The organism is Peribacillus sp. AS_2 (assembly GCF_026891895.1).
Lineage (GTDB): Bacteria > Bacillota > Bacilli > Bacillales > DSM-1321 > Peribacillus > Peribacillus frigoritolerans.
On the sequence record NZ_JAPTGA010000008.1, the window covers coordinates 143,576 to 165,522 of the forward strand.

Sequence of the window (21,947 nt, forward strand, 5' to 3'; positions counted from 1 at the left end):
TATTTTCAATCATTTAATTTATATGAGTACTCATCAAGTCATCTGATGACCTTGAATATTTGAATATGTAAGGGGTTTCAATTAGCGTTTGATTTCTGAATTTTTTAAAAAAATCAATAGTAAAAGGAGTCGAAATGAATGACATGGACACAAAACTTTACGCCGATCACCGATAATTTAGTTTTATCATCTCTTGCTGCAATCATTCCAATTCTTTACTTTTTCTGGGCGCTTACCATCAAACGCATGAAAGGTTACATGGCAGGTATAACGACGTTGCTTGTAGCTCTTGCAGTGGCTGTATTGATATATGGGATGCCTGCAGGAAAAGCAGTGATGTCCGCTTCACAAGGAGGCGTATATGGGCTGCTCCCAATCGGATGGATAATCATCACTTCCGTATTTTTGTACAAGATGACTGTTAAAAGCGGGCAATTCAATATCATTCGTTCTTCTGTGCTTTCGCTTACGGAAGACCGGCGCCTCCAGGCATTATTGGTGGCATTTTCTTTCGGGGCCTTTTTAGAAGGTGCTGCGGGATTTGGAGCACCGGTCGCCATTTCAGCCGCACTTTTAGTCGGCCTCGGCTTTAATCCGCTATATGCAGCCGGGATTTGTTTGATCGCGAATACCGCTCCGGTAGCGTTCGGGGCGGTCGGAATACCGATCATCGCCATGGAAGGCCCTACTGGCATAGCGGCCATGGAGATTTCCAAAATGGTCGGCCGCCAATTGCCATTCCTTTCTGCTTTCATTCCGCTTTATCTCATTTTAATCATGACTGGGTGGAAAAGGTCGCTTGAGGTTTTGCCGGCAATTTTGGTTTCCGGAATTTCCTTTGCCATCACACAATACTTAAGTTCGAATTTTCTTGGGCCCGAATTACCCGACATCCTATCCGCGTTAGTGTCACTGTTTGCATTGGCGATTTTCCTTAAATTCTGGAAACCTAAGACGATCTTTCGCTTTGCATCAGAGGAAACGGCAGCTGCTGTCGAGCCATTATATACAGCCGAAGCGGAAACAAAATACACGAAATGGCAGATATTCCATGCTTGGTCACCATTCCTTCTGTTAACGCTTTTCATCACAATATGGGGGATGAACCCAATAAAGCCGGCACTATCCGGACATTATAAAGGCAACAATGTGCTGCTTGGCGGAATCAATGAAATCGGGAAACTATTAACCTTCCAAATCGAAGTTCCAGGTCTGCATAATGAGATAATCGGAAGTAATGGATTGCCGATTGCGGCTTTTTATAAAATAGAACTGCTCGGAGCAGCCGGGACGGCCATTTTACTGGCTGCCATCGTAACGAAGTTCATCGCACACATGTCTTCAAAAGACTTTTATGGCACCTTTGTTGAAGCGATGAAAGAGTTGGCCAAACCAATCTTGATGATTTCTACCGTGGTTGCTTTTGCTTATGTGACGAATGCTTCAGGCATGTCGACAACATTAGGGATGACCCTGGCAAAATCGGGTGATTTATTTCCGTTCTTCGCACCTGTTCTCGGCTGGCTAGGTGTGTTCATTACCGGATCGGATACATCAGCCAACCTCTTATTTGGCAGTCTGCAGAAAGTGACTGCGCTTAAAGTGGGGATGGAACCGGTTCTGGCTCTGGCGGCGAACTCTTCTGGAGGGGTCACCGGAAAGATGATTTCCCCCCAATCGATAGCGATAGCTTGTGCTGCCGTGGGATTGGCGGGCAGGGAATCGGAATTATTGAGATTCACGCTTAAACATAGCTTATTTTTATTGCTGCTTGTTTGTGTGATTACCTTCTTGCAAAATGGCGTCCTTTCCTGGATGATTCCATAAGTAGAATGAGGCTCCCTTTTCATCGGGGAGCCTCGAAATATTTTCAAGTCCATTCACAAAAGGAGGACATATCATGCAATTGGCAGCTGTTGCAGGAAAATTGGTGCATGAGGTTCGAAAACTGATTGATGAGGAGATCATCATTATTGACCATGCTGGCATGATTATCGCCAGCACCGATGGCAGCCGTATTGGATCTTTTCATGAAGGAGCCATCCACGCTTTCAACAATCGTGAGAAATTGATCATCAATAAACAGGATGAACGAAGTTGGAAAGGAGTGAAGGCAGGGATAAACCTGCCTATTTTCTTTAATCAGGAAGCAGTTTGTGTCATTGGAATTACAGGTGACCCCAAACATGTTTCCCCTTATGCGGAACTATTAAAAAAGATGACGGAGATGTTCATTCAGGAAAGCTATCATATTGAACAAGCAGAATCCCAATCACGTCTGATGGAATTCTTTGTATTTGAATGGCATCAGCTGCAGACGTTCAATGAGCACTTCCTTCAGAAGGCCAAGTTACTTGGGGTCGATGTTCATGCGGACCGGATCATCACCCTTGGTGAATTCAAGACTGAGGAAATCATTGAACCTCATGTATGGAGAACGCTTCAGATATTCATAAGACAGCAGCATCCCAATGACATCGCAGTACGTTGGGGGAGGAACCGATTCGTCATTCTTTCAATGGCCGATTTCATCGGTTCAAAAAACCAGCAATATATGAAACTAAGTAAACTGCAAAAAAAGCTGGAAGAGAGTTCGGGTTATAAAGTGTGTGCAGGAGTTAGTTCGCGTGCATCAGGATCCGCTTTCAGGCCAGCGTTTTTTAAAGCGGAACGTTCCTTGAAAATCGCGTCTTCTTCATCAGGTATCATATTTGACGAGGACTTGAAACTTGAGGTCCTGCTTGATGAAGTTACCGCTGAAACTAGACAGGAATATTTATCCCGGACGATTCAGGAGTTGCTACCTAATGAGGAGCTGCTTAAAACCCTTTCCATGTATTTTGCATGTGATCTATCTTTAAAAGAGACGGCTAGAGCCCTGCATATCCATATCAATACCCTCCATTACAGGCTCAAGCGCATTGAGGATTTGACCCGGCTGAACCCTAGGAAGCCAGCCGATTTAGTCATGATGTATCTAGCTTTAAGTGTATTGGATAAACATACAAATTAATTCTATGAAAAGCTCAAAACTTTATATGTTCATACATAGAAGGCCGAGTGTTTTTTTTCTTATACTTACATCATATAAATAATCTAGAATTTCCTATGTTTATATGAGGAGGATGTACATGTTAACAAAGCAGGTTAAGCAGCTACTTCTTGCCATCGTCGGTCAGGAGAATTACGATGACTCGAAAGTGGAATGTCTAGTCTATTCATATGATGCAACGCCTGGATTTCAAGCGTTGCCGGATGCTGTCATCAAACCGGGCAGCACAGCTGAAGTCGCAGCCATCGTCAAAGTTTGCAACGAATACAATGTTCCGATCGTTCCGCGCGGGTCTGGGACGAATTTAAGCGGAGGCACATGCCCGACAGAGGGAGGGCTTGTCCTTTTATTCAATCGAATGAATTCATTACTTGAAATAGATGAGGAGAACTTAACGGCGACCGTACAGCCTGGGCTCATCACTTTGGACTTGATTTCAGCAGTTGAAGAGAAGGGATTGTTTTATCCGCCGGATCCAAGTTCGATGAAAATCTCCACGATTGGCGGTAACATTAATGAGAATTCTGGTGGACTGCGAGGCTTAAAGTATGGAGTCACCCGTGATTATGTCATCGGGCTTGAAGTCGTCCTTCCGAATGGGGACATCATTCGAACAGGGGGCAAGCTTGCCAAAGATGTAGCCGGATATGATTTAACGAAACTTTTTGTCGGATCGGAAGGGACCTTGGGCATCGTTACGGAAGCGACCTTAAAGCTGATTCCAATGCCGGAAACGACTAAGACGATGCTTGCCTTATATCAAGATTTGGATGCTGCAGCCCAGTCAGTGGCCAAGATCATTTCAAATAAGATCATTCCTGTGACATTGGAATTTCTGGATCGGCCGACGTTGATCGTTGTTGAGGACTTCGCGAAAATCGGTTTGCCTACCAATGTGGAAGCCGTCCTGCTGATTGAACAGGATGGACCGCCTGAAGTGGTAGAACGTGATATGAAAAGGATGGCCGATATCTGTCTAGAGGAAAAGGCGGTTTCCGTGGAAATTGCCGAAACGGAATCTGACGCTGTCGCCTTGAAAACGGCAAGACGGACAGCACTTTCCGCATTGGCACGCCTCAAGCCGACGACCATTTTGGAAGATGCCACCGTTCCTCGCTCGGAAATTGCCAAAATGGTTAGAGCGATTAATGAGATCGCTGACAAGCATAACGTGGACATTTGCACGTTCGGTCATGCTGGGGATGGGAACCTCCATCCGACATGCATTACCGACGCTCGTAATCATGAGGAAATGGAGAGGGTGGAGCTCGCTTTTGCCGACATTTTTGCCGCGGCTATCGATCTTGGCGGGACGATTACCGGTGAACATGGTGTAGGAGCGATGAAGGCCCCGTATCTTGAATGGAAGCTGAAGAAAGAAGGGATTGATGCCATGAGGGCGATTAAACAGGCTTTCGATCCCAATAACATCATGAATCCCGGCAAAGTATTTGCCAAGGAAACCAGGAAAAGGGTGGTGGTTTCTTCATGACGACAGTTAAGGAAAGGGAAACCATTGCCATTCAATTCGCGGAAAAAATGAATGAAGATGAATTGTTGAATTGTATGCGCTGCGGTTTTTGCTTACCCCATTGCCCGACATACATAGAATCGGGGCTGAAGGAATCCCACTCACCAAGGGGCCGGATTGCACTTATGAAAGCGGTGGCGGATGGCGTGATTGAGCCAGATAGGGATGTAGAACGTTCGTTGAGTCTTTGCCTCGGCTGCAGGGCTTGTGAACCTGTGTGCCCTTCAGGTGTGAAATACGGACACCTTCTTGAAGAAGCAAGGGATATCATCCATCAGAATAAAAAACACAGCTTCCCTGTAAAAACGATCCGCAAGGCCGTTTTTAGTGGACTATTCCCGCACCAGGAGCGAATGCAGACCATGACAAGTTTGCTTGGCTTCTATCAGAAATCAGGCCTGCAATACATGGCCCGTAAAACGGGAGTCCTCAACATGCTTCCGGATAATTTGGCAGCCATGGAAAAAGTGCTGCCGAAAGTCCCGAAAAAAGCAGAAATGAAAAATAGGCCAACCGAGCTGCCTGCAATCGGAACGCCGCTCAAAAAGGTGGCTTTCTTTTCCGGCTGCTTGATGGATACGATGTTTTTGGAAACGAACAAGGCCACACTAAAGCTTCTTCAGCTGGCCGGATGTGAAATCGTGATACCGAAATCCCAGGCCTGTTGCGGTGCGCTGCATGGTCACAGTGGTGAAAAAGCAGGTGCAAAGCAACTGGCCAAGCGTAATATTGAAGCCTTTGAAACGGAGGAAGTTGATTATATCATTACGAATGCCGGTGGCTGCGGCGCTTTTCTCATAGATTATGATCATCTGCTCCAAGATGAACAGGAATGGCATGACCGTGCAATCTCATTTAAAAATAAGTTGAAAGATATCAGCCAGATCCTTGTTGATTTGCGTTTTCAGGAAAAAGTTCGCCTGAAACTGCCAGCACAATCCGTAACTTTCCAGGATTCCTGTCACTTACGGAATGTGATGAACACCTCCTCGGCTCCGCGAATTCTCCTTCAATCAATAGAAGGAATCGATTTCAGGGAAATGAAGGATGCCGATCGCTGCTGCGGCTCAGCTGGGATATATAATATTGTTGAATCAGAGATGTCCATGAACATTCTTGACTCTAAAATGGAGCACACGAAATCGACACAGGCCGATATTGTTGTCACGGCAAACCCTGGCTGCCTGTTGCAAATGCAATTGGGGATCGAGCGGGAAAACTTGGGGGAATGCACAAAAGCGGTGCATATTGCGGACCTGCTAATAAATGCTGTGGCGTTATAATAGAAGAAAAAAGATCACAAGCATTATTTGAAAAAACGAAATGGCATGATTTGGTTAAACATTACATTTTTATAAAGGGGGAAACCCTTGTAAAGCATGGATTTCAATTAAAAATGCGTTCTGTGCTGAGAACGAATTGTAAATGATATAACAAAAATGAAATATGGATTCCTCGTTTACTTAGGAACATGGCGGGTATTGTTTATATATAGCATCCACTAAACGAAACAACAAAACCTAAGGAGGAATGTAAAATGAATAAAACAGTATATGGAGTATATGAATCAAATGCAGAAGTGATCCAAGCAATTAATGCACTTAAGGCAAAGGGTTTTGAAGGGGACGATATTACGGTCGTCGCAGATAAGGAAGAAACATTGGATTTCACGAACCATCAACGGGAAACGGATGTTCACACAATGACGAATGTTCCTAACGACGAATCGTTTATGGACAAGGTGGCACGTTTCTTCATGCCGGAAGATACGGCAGACCTTTCAACAAGATTGGCGAATGCAGGCCTTTCGAATAGCGATGCGGCTGAACATGTCTTTGATGTAGAAAATGGAAAAGTCCTGGTTCTGGTTGAAGAAGGTGAAGGCCATCTTGGAACGGCAAGAGATAAATTCACGACTGGAACAATGGACACTGCCGGTACAAGGCTTGATACTAACTCCACCAACCCATTATATAATGGCACGGAAAAAACTGATGCATTAAATAAAGAAGATGTTTATGGAGTCAACGGACAAGGCCGTGAATTGCCAGAAGATGAAAGGACACTTACACTTCGGGAAGAACAGCTGAACATTGACAAAGAAAGAGTTCAGACAGGAGAAGTCGTCATTAATAAAGAAGTCAATGAACAGCATAAAACGATCAATGTCCCTGTTGAACACGAAGAAGTGACAGTTGAGCATAGATCGGTTTCAGGACGTGAAGCGGATCGGGAAACCGGAACCATTGAAGATGGGGAAACATTACGAATCCCGGTTGTTGAAGAAAAACTGGAAGTTTCGAAAAAACCGGTTGTCACCGATGAAATTGTCATCAAGAAACATGCTGTACAAGAAACGGAACAAGTTCAGGATACTCTTAAAAAGGAAGATATCCAGCTTGATAGTACAGATGAATCGATCGTGAATGAGAAAAAGGCAACTGAACGTAGAACTGACCGCTTCTAAGAGTGAAGGAAATGGCCTGCAGTTTTAAAACTGCAGGTTTCCTTTTGGTTTTTAGACCGATTAAAGGTCCGAGCTTAGGGAAGGCAAACCTTTTTGTTTAATTGGCACCCATCAGGGTATAAATACACATAAGAAGAAATATCGGAAAAAGGAGGAGGAATATGCATGGGAAAAACGTTATATGGTGTTTTTAATACGGAAAGAGAAATGATCCAGGCTATACAATCCCTCAAGGAAAAGGGGGTTCATGAAGGGGAAATAACGGTAATGGCTGATAAGAAAGAAGATTTGGATTTCGTTAATGAAAAGTATGATCCGGATGTCGAAGTCGTTACTAACTCTAACGAGGAATCCTTCATTGATAAGATGAAACACTTTTTCCTGAACGAGGGTTCCGAAGATATAAGGAACCGTCTAGGTGAGCTAGGGCTTGCCGATAGAGAAGCAACCGCTTATATAAATGAAGTGGAGGCTGGAAAATTCCTCATTCTTTTAGATGAATCGGAAACCGTAACAGCACGTGGGAACATAACTTCCAATCGCATCGAGGATACGGACGCACCTGCAGAGAATCCGCTTAAAACAGGGGTGGTGAACAATCCGGACCCGAACCTTTTTCCGGAAACAACCGCGAATGCCTTTCAAACAAGGGAAATGGAAGCACAGCCAGGAAGAAGCGAAGAGCTTCACGGAAATTCCGCCAATATCTATGAAAATGAAGAGCTGGATATGAAGCGAGCTCAAGAAAGGGAAATCTGGGGGAATTCCACAGAAAAATTCAAGAAGCAAAAACCAGGGATTCATGAAGGAACACTGGCAAGCGACCCGTTTGCAGACGATGCTGACAAAAACCTGGGCGCTCAAGGATCATTGGATCGGACCGCGGGACCGACAGCCAGCGGACAGCAAGAGGAAGGCTTACAAGATGAATACATCAAAAATCGAATCAATACCGACAATCTGTAATACCGCAACAAGAGCAGCCTGCATAAGGCTGTTTTTGTTTGTTTTCTTCGATTGAAGAAATTTGCGACACTCCTGCCGAAATCACTGTCTAGCCGAGACACGCAGCCGTTTGCTTTGGCTTGTGAGACAGTCGACGGAAAGGGAGTGGAACTTTTTTTAATGGCTCTTTTCGTAAAGATTGGTGTTTTTAAAACGAAACTTTTAAGGTTGATTGGAGCGGAAGTGCGAGACTCCCGCGGAAAGCGAGCATCTGGAGGGGAAATCAACCACAACTCACTACCTGGTAAATAGCAACAAAGTATGTGAAAACAGCCTTTTTAATAGGACCGCAAGCAACCTCGATTTTCTTAGAGTTTGCTACAGGCTGTTATTTTAAAAAAAACTTTAGGCAGAGGGTTCCCTTGTTCGTCTCCATAGACTATTTGCTTGTTTATTGATAAAGCTGCAAGGTATAATGACAAAGGAATTTTATTTTAAGTAGAGTAATAAGGAGGGGGAGAAACATGGAAAAAAACGTATATGGTGTTTTTGACTCTAATCCGGAACTACTTGCTGCAATTTCAGACTTAAAAGCAAAAGGCATATCTGGCACCCAAATGACAGTGGCAGCTGATATAAAAAATTATGTGCAGCTTGGAAATGAACATACGGATATACTGATCATCGCCAATCAGGATAAGGAGGACACTCTTTTTTTGAAAATCTTCCATTACTTCACAGATGAAGGATCTGGAGATTTACGCAGCTTTTTCACGAAATACGGCTACTCTTTTGCTGAGACAAAAGCGATGCTTGAAGAAGTGAAAGCAAAGAAATTCATCTTGCTGCTTGATGAAGAAGTCTCCATCGAAGAACTGAAGGCTGGCGAGGCGAGATTAAAAAAATAACAGCCTTTGAAGGCTGTTATTTTTTTAATCCTGCTTCGAGGGCAGTGATCATTTCCTGTTTTTCCTGCTCGGATGAATTTTGCCAGATGACCTCGAATAATACTCCCAATCCAGGAAGCATTTTTTCCTCGCCATTTTGTATGGCATCGACAATCGTGTCTTCCAGCTGCTCTTGCGTATTTCCAGATACATTTTGGATGATCGCATTACGTAAGTTTAAATTCATAATTATTCCTCCTCTAACACATAATGACTGACATTAATAGCATTTCACAAACTCGCATGCAATATGTATGTGAATTGCGTTATAATAGGAAAATCAGTGTGAAGTTAAAGGAGCGTTTACCCTTGAAATATATCGAATCCGTAAAAAACCCGCAAGTTAAGCAATGGAAAAAACTTTTGACGAAAAAAGAACGAGATAAAACAGGTAAATATTTAGTCGAGGGTTTTCACCTAGTTGAAGAAGCCTTAAAAGAGGAAATCGTCTTGGAAGTGATCATCAATGAAGAAACTGAAATGCCTGCCCATTTTAAGGTGGAAGGCACAGAACTCATTTATGTGAAAAATGATATTATGAAGGCGATTTGCGATACCGAAGCACCGCAGGGAATTGCTGCGGTTTGTGAACAGAAATCAACGAGCATGGCGTCCATCAATCCGGAGAAATTATTGTTGATCGATGCCGTCCAAGATCCTGGGAATATTGGAACGATGATCAGGACAGCGGATGCAGCGGGAATCGATGCGGTCATCCTTGGGGAAGGGTGTGCTGACTTGTATAATCCCAAAGTGGTCCGTTCGACGCAAGGGAGCCTCTTCCATATGCCTGTCATTAAAGGGAACCTATCCGAAATCATCGATGAGCTTAAGCAAAGCGGCATACCGGTTTATGGCACGGCATTAGAAGGGGCATCGCCATTTGAAGAAGTGGAAAAGTCTTCCCGATTTGCCCTGCTGGTCGGTAATGAAGGTCAAGGGGTATCGAAGGAATTACTGGAGAAAACGACTAAAAACCTCTATATTCCCATCTACGGAAAAAGTGAATCTTTGAATGTGGGGATCGCTGCCGGGATTTTAATGTACCATTTACGAAAATCGATTTGAAACGGCCGAAGAATTATAATATAATAAAACAGAATTTTATAATGAAAACAACGATGACAAAGAGTAGTAGCTTAAAGTTAACCATATCCAGGGAGAAAATGCCTTGACTGAAAGCATTTTTATGGCACTGTTTAAGTGAATTCACCTTTCGAGTTGGCATTGGGAAGACAGAATGTCCGAAAAATGCTCCGGTGAAGAGCCGTTATTTTTAATGAAGTGAGTGCAGAAGTTTTTTTGTTTATGCACTAATAAGGGTGGTACCGCGATACATAAACCTCGTCCCTTTAGGGATCGGGGTTTTTTTGTGTTCATTTTTACAATAGGAAAATAAAGGAGGAAGACATGATGCAGGAACGTTTACTAGAACTGCAGGAAGAAGCGTTGCAAAAAGTTGCCGCCGCTTCCGAATTAAAAGAACTGAATGAAGTCCGTGTTGCTTATTTAGGGAAAAAAGGGCCAATCACGGAGGTATTGCGCGGCATGGGTAAATTATCTGCCGAAGAGCGCCCGAAAATCGGGGCACTAGCCAATGAAGTACGTGAAGCGATCGCAACAAAGATCGAGGAGAAACAAAAAGCGCTTGAAACCGCGGCAGTCAATGCAAAGCTAGCAACTGAAACGATTGACGTCACACTTCCAGGACGTCCGGTAAACAAGGGGAATCTTCACCCATTAACACGAATCGTGGAAGAAATCGAAGACTTATTCATCGGGATGGGTTATACGGTTGCGGAAGGTCCTGAAGTCGAGAGCGACTACTACAACTTCGAGGCACTTAACTTGCCAAAAAGCCATCCGGCACGTGATATGCAGGACTCCTTCTACATCACGGATGAAATCCTGATGCGGACGCACACTTCACCTGTTCAAGCCAGAACGATGGAAAAACATAAAGGTCAAGGCCCTGTTAAAATCATTTGCCCAGGAAAAGTATATCGCCGGGATAACGATGATGCGACACACTCCCATCAATTCCAGCAAATTGAAGGCTTGGTCATCGATGAGAACATCAGCATGAGCGACCTGAAAGGAACGCTAGACGTATTTGCGAAAAAAGTATTCGGGCAAGACCGTGAAATCCGTCTTCGTCCAAGTTTCTTCCCATTTACTGAGCCTTCCGTCGAAGTGGATATTTCTTGTAAAATCTGCAGCGGTAAAGGCTGCAGCGTATGTAAAAAAACAGGCTGGATCGAAGTGCTTGGCGCTGGGATCGTTCATCCGAACGTCCTTGAGATGGCTGGCTTCGATTCCAAGAAATACTCTGGATTCGCATTTGGAATGGGCGTGGAACGGATTGCCATGTTGAAGTACGGTGTGGACGATATCCGTCATTTCTATACGAATGATGTTCGATTCTTAAAACAATTCAACCATCACGAAGCATAAATTTTTATTTTAAAAAGGAGGACCTACCATGTTTGTGTCATATAAATGGTTACAAGATTATGTTGACCTTTCAGGCATCAATGCGACGGAGCTTGCTGACAAAATCACGAAAAGCGGCATTGAGGTTGAAGGGGTGGAAAAGAAAAGTGAAGGGCTAAAAGGGGTCGTCATCGGGCATGTCTTAGAACGTGAACAACATCCAAATGCGGATAAATTGAATAAATGCCAAGTTGATATCGGGGCCGAAAATCCCGTTCAGATCATCTGTGGGGCACCGAATGTCGATAAAGGCCAAAAAGTCGCAGTCGCTACTGTTGGCGCAGTCCTTCCAGGTAATTTCAAAATCAAGAAAGCGAAACTTCGCGGAGAAGAATCGCACGGAATGATTTGCTCGCTTCAAGAATTGGGCTTCGAATCCAAGCTTGTTTCCAAGGATTATGCTACAGGAATCTTCGTCTTCCCTAATGATGTGGAAGTAGGGAAAGATGCATTGGAGGAACTTGGTTTAAGTGATGAAGTGCTGGAACTTGGGCTGACACCAAACCGCTCCGACGCGCTAAGCATGCTTGGTGTTGCATACGAAGTGGGAGCCATTCTAGGCCGGGAAGTGAAATGGCCGGTAGTCGAGAAAGAAGAGGCAGCTGAAAAAGCAACTGATTATATCAGTGTCAAAGTGGAAGCGAAAGAAGATAACCCGATATACATGGCTAAAATCATCAAGGATGTTAAGATCGGACCCTCACCGCTTTGGATGCAGACTAGGTTGATGTCTGCAGGTATCCGACCTCATAATAATGTGGTGGATATCACGAACTACATTTTACTTGAATACGGCCAACCGCTCCATGCCTTTGATTATGACCGCTTTGGTTCAAAGGAAATCGTCATCCGCAGAGCGAAGGATGCTGAAAAAATCGTAACATTGGATGAAGCGGAACGCACTTTGACACCTGACCATTTAGTGATCACGAATGGCAGTGAGCCTGTTGCGATTGCTGGTGTGATGGGCGGAGCGGATTCCGAAGTCAAAAATGATACGACGAACATCATTATTGAAAGTGCATATTTTGCTGGTACAGTAGTTCGCAAAGCTTCAAAGGACCATGGATTACGCAGTGAAGCTAGTGCCCGCTTTGAAAAAGGCGTCGACCCGGCACGTGTTCGTGAAGCAGGGGAACGTGCTGCACAATTGATTGCACAATATGCAGGCGGAACAGTCTTACAAGGAGCAGCAGAAGTTGACGAATTGTCAATGGAACCTGCGGTCATTAGCATTACGCTTGAAAAAATCAACACACTCCTTGGAACAAGCATGACCGTATCAGTTGTGGAGTCAATCTTCAAACGTCTGCAATTCGGCGTGGAACTTGACAATGAAACATTCACGATCACTGTCCCGACGCGCCGTGGTGATATTACGATTGAAGCCGATTTAGTCGAAGAGGCTGCACGTTTATATGGATATGATAACATCCCCGTAACACTGCCGATCGGTTCTGCTAATCCAGGACAATTGACAGACTATCAAATTAAACGGCGGAAGGCACGCCGTACACTTGAAGGCGCAGGCCTTTATCAAGCAGTGACCTATTCACTGACAAGCCAGGAAAAAGCGTCCCAATTCGCATTGGAAGCAAGAGAATCCATTCGATTGGCAATGCCAATAAGTGAAGAAAGAAGCCAGCTGCGTTTAAGTATCGTGCCTCAATTGCTGGAAGTCGTGAAATATAACAATGCCCGCCAAATTGATTCACTGGCACTGTATGAAATCGGTTCGGTATTCTTTAAGCGTGACGAACAAGAACTGCCTGAAGAAAAAGAACATGTTGCTGGAGCAATCACCGGTCTATGGGAGTCACATCTATGGCAGGGTGAAAAGAAACCAGTGGATTTCTTTGTAGCCAAAGGCGTGATCGAAGCATTATTCGACACACTTGGATTAGCTGATCAAATCAGTTACCGCCAAGCGGAAATCAACGATATGCACCCAGGACGGACAGCGGAAGTACTATTGAATGGTGAAGTAATTGGCTTTATCGGCCAAGTGCACCCAACTGTCCAAAAAGACTTGGATATTAAAGAAACATACATTTTCGAACTTTCCTTAAAAGCATTGGCCGAAGCAGAAGTCGCGCCGATAGCGTACCAAACGATTCCGCGCTATCCATCAACCACACGCGATATCGCGCTCGTTGTGGATCAAGCCACGAAAGCCGGGGACATTCAGGATATTATTGAAGAAGCCGGCGGCAAACTGCTGAAAGAAGTAAGCATCTTCGACTTATACGAAGGTGAAAGAATGGAGGAAGGCAAGAAATCCATTGCCTACTCACTGAAATACTACGACCCGGAACGTACCCTGACGGACGAGGACATTACAAAAGCACATGATAAAGTGCTTGAAGCCGTTAAAGAAAAAGCCGGCGCAGAGCTAAGAGGATAAAACCAAAAAGACAGCTCCCTGAATCATGGGGAGCTGTCCTTTTTATTTTACGAGTAAATGGAGCAAACTCACCAGTAAATGGCGCAAATTCACGAGTAAATGGTGAACTCACGAGTAAACCGCGCATTTTCACGAGTAAATGGAGCGAATTCACGAGTAAATGGCGTAAACTCACGAGTAAATGGAGCAAACTCACGAGTAAATGGAGCAAATTCACAAGTAAATAGTGAATTCACGAGTAAATGGAGCAAACTCACGAGTAAATGGCGTGAATTCACGAGTAAATGGAGCAAACTCACGAGTAAATGGAGCAAACTCATGAGTAAACCGCGCAATTTCACGAGAAAAAGGCGGCTGTTCAGGAAGATCAGCCGCTTTCTTCTATTTATGATATTTCTGTTGATAGAGTCGCTTCGCTTTTTCTGTGTTGGCAAAATGGGTTTTCGTGAATTCGTGTAATGAATCGATTCCTTTTTCGTGAATCAATCTTGCGGCCGCTTCATCTACTGCAAATCCGGCACCTTTAGGGATTTTGAATCCCGCTTTTTCACTCAGCAAGTCAAAGCGTTTGACGAATGCATATCGGGCCAGGATGGATGCGGCTGCCACTCCAAGGTGAATGCCTTCCGCTTTTGTGCATAGATAGGTAGCATTAGCTTGGAATAGTTCTTGGCCTTTTAGGTAATTGAAAAATACCTCTGGTTGAGCGAATTGATCAATAAGGACGGCTTCCGCTTGTTCTGGCTGGATTTTTTGCATGAGGTTCTTGATTGCTTGGTTATGGAGGAGTGCCTTCATTTTTCCTTGTGACATTCCCTTTGCCTGCAGCGCATTATATTTCGGGTTGTCGCATGTGAGCAGGCTGAAGGGCACTACATCCTTAATCTGTTTGGCAATGTCGATGATCTGTGGGTCTTTCAGATTTTTGGAATCCTGGACACCTAGCTCCTTTAATAGAGCGAGTTGCTCCTTCTTGGCATATACGGCTACGACGGTCATCGGGCCGAAATAGTCTCCTGTTCCGACCTCGTCTGAACCAATCACTGACATGGTTCCGATATTTGCTGGCGGCGAATATCGATGGACGTTGACCGATGCAGAGGAAGCCGTTTTTTTCTTTGGAGCCGCAGCAGTGGTACCCTTTTGCCATTTTACCGCTTCTATTTCGGCATTCTTACCTTGAAAAAGGACCTTCCCGGATTTATAGGCCGTCACCGTACATAGCGGCGGTTTGGCGGAAAAAATGCTCCCTGGCGGCTGCTTGGCGGCCAAGGATGAAGAATAATGGGACTTCATCGCCTTTATTTGTTCAGGACTGATAAGTAAAACAACATGGGACATAATGGGTTAGCTCCTAACTTCATTTTGTTTATTAGGTAATCTTCTTCCTAAATTCGATATCGTATGACAAATTATTGAAATTTTAATGCGAGAAATGACGATGTACTCTCTTTCATGACGAAAAACTTCATGATATGATAGAATTAGGATTGTTTAGATTGGGGGCATCATTTTGTCAGACGATAAACGAAATAAAACAACAGTTGATATATACGGACAGCCATATACAATCGTCGGCACAGAAAGCGCAAGTCATATGCGCCTGGTCGCTTCGATGGTTGACGAAAAAATGAGAGAGATCAGGATGAAAAATCCACACTTGGATACAAGCAAGCTAGCGGTGCTAACGGCCGTGAATACCATCCATGAATATATTAAATTAAAAGATGAACTAGACCAGCTTCAACTGGAATTAAAGAGAGAGAAGGACTGAGTACATGCTTGATTTAGCAATTCTGGCCATTCTTTTAATCGGTTTATTAATCGGTTTAAAGCGTGGCTTCATTTTACAAACCGTTCATATGACTGGGTTCATTGTAGCCTTCATCGTCGCCTATGTATTTTACGGAGATCTTGCTCCCAATTTGAAATTATGGATTCCGTTCCCAACGATGGGTGATTCCTCGACCCTTAATATGTTTTTCAATACAGTCGGGCTTGATACGGCGTATTACAATGCAATTGCCTTTGCAATCATTTTCTTTGCTGCCAAGATTCTTTGGCAAATGATAGGATCCATGCTCAATTTCATTACCCATCTACCGATATTAAAGCAACTGAATCGCTGGGGCGGAGGGATATTGGGTTTTCTCGAAGTCTATCTTATCATGTTTATTATATTATATATAGCTGCCATGCTGCCAATGGATTCCATCCAGAAACCATTAACTGGCTCATTTCTGGCAGAATCGATCGTGAAACATACGCCGTTCCTTTCCGAGCAAGTGAAGGAACTTTGGTTTCATGATGTAAAACAATCTTAATGTCAGTATAAGAGGGCCTGCCTCCCGTGTTCAAAGTCCTGGATTCCTATACTTTGAACACGGGGGAGGCCCCTTTTTATGTAGCGGCATGTAACTTCATTCTATTTGATTCGAAGGTTAAGAACCTGACTGCTTGTACTTTACCTCCAAGAAAGGTATCTTTAAGAAAGTGAACATGGGACACCCTACTAATTTTTTCGGCGGTGAATTAAATGACAATTAATAAAAAAGATATCATTAAACTATTAGAAAAAATTGCAATATATATGGAACTAAAAGGAGAGAACCCGTTTAAGGTTTCAGCTTTCCGAAAGGCAGCGGGCGCCTTGGAAACGGATGACCGGAGCCTGACGGAGATCGAAGATTTTACCGCTTTGAATGGAATCGGGAAAGGAACGGCATCCGTCATCGAAGAGTATATAAATGAAGGGAAATCGACTGTACTTGAAGAGCTTCAGGAGCAGGTGCCAAAAGGATTGATTCCGCTTCTGCAGCTTCAAGGTTTGGGCGGTAAGAAAATTGCCAAGCTTCATAAAGAGCTGCATGTCAAAGATGTGAATGATCTTAAAATCGCCTGTGAGGAAGGCAGGGTCGCGGCGCTTGCCGGTTTCGGCAAAAAAACGGAAGAGAAGATCCTGTCTGCAATTGCCGAGGCGGGTTCAAGGCCAGATCGGCTGCCCCTAGCCTTCATGAGACCGATTGCGGCTGATATTGAAATGGCCCTTGCTAACATGGATTACATTATCCGTTCTTCCAGGGCGGGCAGCATCCGGCGTATGAGGGAAACAATCAAGGACCTCGATTTCATCATTTCGACAGATCATCCCGAAGAGGTGAAGAATCAACTGCTTGCAATAAAAGGGATAAAACAGGTGATTGCGGCCGGTGATACAAAAGTATCGGTCGTGCTTGATTATGAATATGACATTTCTGTCGATTTCCGAATCGTTAAGGATAAGGAATTCATCACGACACTTCATCATTTTACAGGTTCGAAGGATCACAATGTGCGGATGCGCCAGCTTGCTAAAGATCGCGGAGAGAAAATCAGCGAATACGGGGTGGAAGTGACTGAAACCGGTGATGTATTGACGTTTGAAACGGAAGAACAATTTTATAATCATTTTGGCCTTCCTTTCATTCCCCCAGAACTGCGTGAAGACGGAACGGAAGTGGAGCATTATGATGCTAATGAACCTCTCATATCTTTAGAGGCCATTAAAGGTGATCTGCATATGCATACCACATGGAGTGATGGTGCTCATACGATTGAAGAAATGATTGAAGCATGCCGTGCAAAAGGGTATCGATATATGGCCATCACCGATCATTCGCAATATCTGAAAGTGGCGAACGGCTTGACCGCTGAACGTTTACGTGAACAAAAACGGATCATCCATGAACTTAATGAAAAATACACTGACTTTACCGTTCTTTCCGGGATAGAGATGGATATACTTCCTGATGGGACACTTGATTATGACGATGAGCTGCTTGCAGAGATGGATTTGGTCATTGCATCGATTCACTCAAGCTTTTCACAGCCTCGGGAAACGATCATGGAGCGCTTAAAAACGGCTCTGAATAATCCGCATGTAGATATCATTGCACATCCAACGGGAAGGATCATCGGCAGACGCACCGGATATGATGTGGATATAGAAATGCTGATCGAACTGGCCCGTGAAACGAATACGGCCTTGGAATTGAATGCGAATCCGAATCGATTGGATTTGGCACCTCCGCATCTGCGCAAGGCTCAGGAAGCAGGCGTTCCGATCGTGATCAATACGGATGCCCACAGCATCGACATGCTTGAACATATGCCTGTGGGGGTCTCATCAGCCAAAAAGGGCTGGATTAAAGAATCCACGGTTCTTAATGCAAGGGATACGGATGGCTTATTGGCGTTTTTAAAGAGAAATGATTAACTATTTGCCCATAAATAAGGAGGAGCTTTAACTCCATGCATAATAAAGCTTTAAAGACATTGGAATTTCATAAAATAAAAGAACAATTAATCTCACACGCATCCTCATCCATAGGAAAAGAAAAGGCGGAGCAATTGATGCCTTCCACGGATTTTGAAGAAGTGTCGAGATGGCAGGAGGAAACAGATGAGGCTGCCAAAATCGTAAGGTTGAAAGGTAACTTGCCATTGGGCGGGATTTTCGATATCCGTCCGCATGCAAAAAGGGCACAGATTGGCGGTATGCTCTCACCGATGGAACTGATGGAACTTGCGAGTACGATTCGTGCCGGCAGGATCTTAAGCCGTTTCTTCGAAGAACTGGCAGAGCAGGAGATCGATGTTCCGCTTTTAGCCGAATATATCGATTCCCTACATCCATTGATTGATTTGCAGCAGGAAATTACGTATGCAGTAAGCGAACATGGCGAAGTGATGGATTCTGCCAGCGACAAGCTTCGTACCCTAAGAAACCAAATTCGGACGAATGAAAGTCGCGTAAGGGAAAAACTGGAAAGTATGATCCGTTCTTCCAATGCATCAACCATGTTATCCGATGCCATCATAACCATCCGGAATGACCGATTCGTAATCCCGGTAAAACAGGAATACCGCAGTGTGTATGGCGGGATCATTCATGATCAATCATCATCAGGGCAGACGTTGTTCATTGAACCGCAAGCAATCGTTCAGCTGAATAATGTCCTGCAGGAAACCCGAGTGAAGGAAACTCAGGAAATAGAACGGATATTGGTCGAACTATCGGAAAAAGTCGGTGCGTTCACCCCTGAATTGCTTCATAATGTCAAAGTGCTGGCACAAATCGATTTCCTTGTCGCCAAGGCAAAATATGCAAAAGCGATAAAAGGATCCAAGCCGATTCTGAATAATGAGGGGCGCGTGAAATTATTCAAAGCGAAACACCCGCTCATTCCGAATGATGTCGTCGTGGCCAATGATATTTTTCTTGGTGATGAATTTACGACAATTGTCATCACCGGTCCGAATACAGGTGGTAAGACGGTTACCCTGAAAACGATTGGCCTCTGTACGTTAATGGCCCAGTCCGGTCTGCAGATTCCTGCGCTTGATGGTTCCGAAACGGCTGTGTTTTCCTCTGTTTATGCCGATATAGGCGATGAACAGTCGATTGAACAAAGCTTAAGTACATTTTCTTCGCATATGGTCAATATTGTCGATATCCTTAAGCATGTCGATTATGACAGTCTTGTTTTATTCGATGAGCTTGGAGCGGGAACTGACCCACAGGAAGGTGCAGCTTTGGCCATTTCCATTTTGGATGAAGTGTATAAGCGCGGAGCACGTGTGATTGCAACGACACATTACCCGGAATTAAAAGCGTATGGATATGATCGGGAAGGCGTCATAAATGCAAGCGTCGAATTTAATGTGGAAACCTTGAGCCCCACCTATAAACTTTTAATTGGTGTACCAGGGCGGAGTAATGCGTTTGAAATTTCCAAGCGCCTTGGTTTGGAAGAAAACGTGATCAGCAACGCCCGCGGCCATATCGGTGAGGATACGAATAAAGTTGAAAATATGATAGCGTCCCTTGAAGACAGCCGCAAGAAGGCTGAAGAAGAGGAATTGGAAGCCAAGAATCACCTGAAACAGGCGGAAATTCTTCATAAAGACCTTCAAAAGCAAATTGATGAGTACCATCAAGAACGGGATGCGATGGTTGAAAAGGCAGCAAAAGAGGCAGCGGCAATCGTTGAAAATGCACAAAGGGAAGCGGAAGCGATCATTGCCGACCTACGTAAACTGCGACTTGAAAAGCATGCCGATGTTAAAGAGCATGAACTGATCGATGCAAAAAAACGGCTTGAAGAAGCAGCGCCTAAAGTGAAAAAAACAACAAATAAAGCTGCGAGGCCGCTGGATAAAAGCTTGAAACCTGGAGATGAAGTAAAGGTCGTAAGCTTTGGTCAAAAAGGTCACTTGATTGAGAAGGTCTCAAATAATGAATGGCAGGTTCAGATCGGCATCATGAAAATGAAAGTGAAGGAGTCTGACCTGGAATTCATCAAGAGCACAAAAGTAAAAGAAACAAAGCCGCTTACCACGATCAAAGGCCGCGATTATCACGTTAGCGTCGAACTTGACCTTCGTGGAGAACGCTTTGAAAATGCCATATCAAGAGTGGAAAAATACGTTGATGATGCTCTTTTGGCCGGTTATTCGAGTGTCTCCATCATTCATGGTAAAGGGACGGGTGCTCTTCGGTCCGGGGTCCAGGAATACTTGAAAAATCACCGCTCTGTCAAAAGGATTCGCTTCGGCGAAGCCGGTGAAGGCGGAACGGGTGTTACGGTGGTGGAATTTAAATAAAGGAAAGCGGTCATTCCGGCAATTCAGCCAAGCCGGGTGGCTAGTTACCATTCGGGAGTTGGACCATGGAGAATATGTGGGAAAATGAATATGTATATATAGCTGCTCGTTACAGTGTCGTTATTCTGTGCATGATTGTTTTTTTAGCCATTTTTGAACTTGTCACAAAGTACAAGAACTGGGAGGAGATCAAACAGGGAAACCTTTCTGTCGCGTTGGCAACAGGTGGTAAAATTTTTGGGATCGCCTATGTATTCCAACAGTCCATTCTCCATCAGAATTCGCTTCTTACCATGATTGGCTGGGGCGTCTACGGTTTTGTCCTGCTGCTGATCGGTTATTTCATTTTTGAATTTATGACTCCTGGATTTAAAATAGATGAAGAAATACAAAAAGATAATCGGGCAGTTGGATTCCTATCGATGATCATATCAATCGCATTATCTTTTGTCATCGGCGCCGGAATTTCTTAATGCCCTTCATGAGAGGGAGTAAGCTGTGGAGAAACTTGCAAAAGTCTTAATTGTTTGTTGCGGAATCTTTTTTCTGTTTGGAATCATTTATATGACATTGTTCAACTGAAGCGGCCAGTGTGCCGCTTCTTTTATTTGGTTCTATTAAAAAAAATGGGGGGCCATGTATAATAATTATGGTCAAATAGACTTTTGAAGAGGAGGAGGAATATGGATCAGTCCAAATGGATACAGAAGATTGAAGAATTATCGCTGAATGCTTTACCCGCCATGCAAACGCAAATCTATGATGGATGGGTTATCCGATTTGCGGATGGATATACGAAAAGGGCGAATTCCATCAACCCCATCTATCCATCGAATGAAAATGTGAAAAAGAAAATTTCGAATTGTGAACAATTATATTTTGCAAGGAATGATAAGGCCGTGTACAAAGTGACTCCGCAGGCAAACCCTATCAACTTGGATCGTGTGCTGGAAGAGTCTGGGTATGCCCTTGAAGGAACAACAAGTGTCCAGGTATTGAATTTGGCAGATACAGAGTCACCGAATGAAACCAATGTCATAAAGTATGATCATTTACATGATGAATGGTTTCACGATTTCTGCCAGCTTAGTAATATTGATGATCATGATCAAACCATCCTGAAAAAGATGTTAGGGAATATCATTCCAAAAACATGCTTTATGTTGTTGACTGATGAAGGTGGAACCGTTACAGCAAGTGGACTGGGTGTTTTGGAAGACGAATACATAGGCCTGTACAATATCATTACCCATGAAAACTTTCGAAACCAAGGCAATGGTGCAATACTCGTTCGTAATCTATTGCATTGGGGTAAAGAAAATGGAGCAAAAAATGCTTATCTTCAGGTGATAGAAACGAACGCACCTGCTTTAAGCTTATACGGAAAATTGGGGTTTGAAGAAAAATATAAGTATTGGTATAGAATTAAAACCAAGAAGTAGAATGCCTCTTTACAGTAGACG

At 43.9% G+C, this 21,947-nt stretch carries 19 protein-coding genes and 1 other annotated feature; of the genes, 16 read left to right on the forward strand and 3 right to left on the reverse strand.

Annotated elements, in window-relative coordinates; genetic code table 11:
• Positions 1-138 precede the first annotated feature (138 nt).
• The 7 genes from OTG27_RS16045 to OTG27_RS16075 all read left to right on the forward strand — a co-directional run bounded on the left by OTG27_RS16045 (position 139) and on the right by OTG27_RS16075 (position 8,903).
• On the forward strand, positions 139-1,827 hold the full coding sequence (locus OTG27_RS16045) for an L-lactate permease (RefSeq protein WP_268937412.1): 1,689 nt from the start codon (positions 139-141) through the stop codon (positions 1,825-1,827).
• Between the two features lie 73 nt (positions 1,828-1,900).
• Positions 1,901-3,013 (forward strand): PucR family transcriptional regulator, encoded by a 1,113-nt coding sequence (locus OTG27_RS16050; protein WP_063575518.1) that lies wholly within the window; start codon positions 1,901-1,903, stop codon positions 3,011-3,013.
• Between the two features lie 118 nt (positions 3,014-3,131).
• Positions 3,132-4,544, forward strand: a complete 1,413-nt coding sequence (gene glcD, locus OTG27_RS16055) for a glycolate oxidase subunit GlcD (RefSeq protein ID WP_057276683.1) — start codon at positions 3,132-3,134, stop codon at positions 4,542-4,544.
• Positions 4,541-5,866 carry a (Fe-S)-binding protein gene (locus OTG27_RS16060; protein WP_268937413.1) on the forward strand — a complete coding sequence of 442 codons (1,326 nt, stop codon included), beginning with the start codon at positions 4,541-4,543 and terminating at the stop codon, positions 5,864-5,866. Before glcD ends, OTG27_RS16060 begins: the two co-directional genes overlap by 4 nt.
• 254 nt (positions 5,867-6,120) lie before the next feature.
• Positions 6,121-7,050, forward strand: a complete 930-nt coding sequence (locus OTG27_RS16065) for a YsnF/AvaK domain-containing protein (protein ID WP_063575521.1) — start codon at positions 6,121-6,123, stop codon at positions 7,048-7,050.
• Between the two features lie 165 nt (positions 7,051-7,215).
• The gene (locus OTG27_RS16070; protein WP_268937414.1) at positions 7,216-8,016 is read left to right on the forward strand and encodes a YflT domain-containing protein; all 801 of its coding nucleotides are present in this window, start codon (positions 7,216-7,218) and stop codon (positions 8,014-8,016) included.
• 503 nt (positions 8,017-8,519) lie between these two features.
• A complete protein-coding gene (locus tag OTG27_RS16075) occupies positions 8,520-8,903 on the forward strand; it encodes a general stress protein (RefSeq protein ID WP_249598647.1) in 384 nt (127 codons plus the stop codon).
• Between the two features lie 16 nt (positions 8,904-8,919).
• Here OTG27_RS16075 and sspI read toward each other — a convergent pair whose 3' ends face one another.
• Positions 8,920-9,129: a small acid-soluble spore protein SspI gene (sspI, locus tag OTG27_RS16080; RefSeq protein WP_034309032.1), complete on the reverse strand. Its 210-nt coding sequence runs from the start codon at positions 9,127-9,129 to the stop codon at positions 8,920-8,922.
• A gap of 122 nt (positions 9,130-9,251) precedes the next feature.
• Here sspI and OTG27_RS16085 point away from each other — a divergent pair, with 122 nt between their 5' ends.
• From OTG27_RS16085 to pheT, 3 genes are all read left to right on the forward strand, one after another.
• Complete coding sequence (locus OTG27_RS16085) at positions 9,252-10,010, forward strand: TrmH family RNA methyltransferase (RefSeq protein WP_063575524.1); 759 nt, start codon at positions 9,252-9,254, stop codon at positions 10,008-10,010.
• Positions 10,011-10,054: 44 nt separating this feature from the next.
• Positions 10,055-10,297, forward strand: a binding site (T-box leader).
• A gap of 58 nt (positions 10,298-10,355) precedes the next feature.
• The gene (gene pheS / locus OTG27_RS16090) at positions 10,356-11,396 is read left to right on the forward strand and encodes a phenylalanine--tRNA ligase subunit alpha (RefSeq protein ID WP_053535889.1); all 1,041 of its coding nucleotides are present in this window, start codon (positions 10,356-10,358) and stop codon (positions 11,394-11,396) included.
• A 28-nt stretch (positions 11,397-11,424) separates the two neighbouring features.
• The gene (gene pheT, locus OTG27_RS16095) at positions 11,425-13,839 is read left to right on the forward strand and encodes a phenylalanine--tRNA ligase subunit beta (protein ID WP_096337872.1); all 2,415 of its coding nucleotides are present in this window, start codon (positions 11,425-11,427) and stop codon (positions 13,837-13,839) included.
• A gap of 89 nt (positions 13,840-13,928) precedes the next feature.
• On the opposite strand, the gene OTG27_RS16100 is transcribed toward pheT, so the two are convergent.
• A complete protein-coding gene (locus OTG27_RS16100; protein WP_268937415.1) occupies positions 13,929-14,159 on the reverse strand; it encodes a hypothetical protein in 231 nt (76 codons plus the stop codon).
• A gap of 61 nt (positions 14,160-14,220) precedes the next feature.
• Complete coding sequence (gene rnhC / locus OTG27_RS16105) at positions 14,221-15,180, reverse strand: ribonuclease HIII (RefSeq protein ID WP_063575527.1); 960 nt, start codon at positions 15,178-15,180, stop codon at positions 14,221-14,223.
• A 172-nt stretch (positions 15,181-15,352) separates the two neighbouring features.
• Here rnhC and zapA point away from each other — a divergent pair, with 172 nt between their 5' ends.
• From zapA to OTG27_RS16135, 6 genes are all read left to right on the forward strand, one after another.
• Positions 15,353-15,613: a cell division protein ZapA gene (zapA, locus tag OTG27_RS16110; protein WP_034309021.1), complete on the forward strand. Its 261-nt coding sequence runs from the start codon at positions 15,353-15,355 to the stop codon at positions 15,611-15,613.
• Positions 15,614-15,617: 4 nt separating this feature from the next.
• Positions 15,618-16,163 (forward strand): CvpA family protein, encoded by a 546-nt coding sequence (locus OTG27_RS16115; protein ID WP_034309018.1) that lies wholly within the window; start codon positions 15,618-15,620, stop codon positions 16,161-16,163.
• A gap of 212 nt (positions 16,164-16,375) precedes the next feature.
• Entirely contained in the window at positions 16,376-18,094 is a 1,719-nt protein-coding gene (polX, locus tag OTG27_RS16120; protein WP_268937416.1) for a DNA polymerase/3'-5' exonuclease PolX, read from the forward strand.
• A 35-nt stretch (positions 18,095-18,129) separates the two neighbouring features.
• Positions 18,130-20,484: an endonuclease MutS2 gene (locus OTG27_RS16125; protein ID WP_063575529.1), complete on the forward strand. Its 2,355-nt coding sequence runs from the start codon at positions 18,130-18,132 to the stop codon at positions 20,482-20,484.
• A gap of 65 nt (positions 20,485-20,549) precedes the next feature.
• The gene (locus tag OTG27_RS16130; RefSeq protein WP_034309012.1) at positions 20,550-20,957 is read left to right on the forward strand and encodes a DUF350 domain-containing protein; all 408 of its coding nucleotides are present in this window, start codon (positions 20,550-20,552) and stop codon (positions 20,955-20,957) included.
• 210 nt (positions 20,958-21,167) lie between these two features.
• Positions 21,168-21,926 carry a GNAT family N-acetyltransferase gene (locus OTG27_RS16135; protein ID WP_268937417.1) on the forward strand — a complete coding sequence of 253 codons (759 nt, stop codon included), beginning with the start codon at positions 21,168-21,170 and terminating at the stop codon, positions 21,924-21,926.
• The last annotated feature ends 21 nt before the right edge of the window (positions 21,927-21,947 follow it).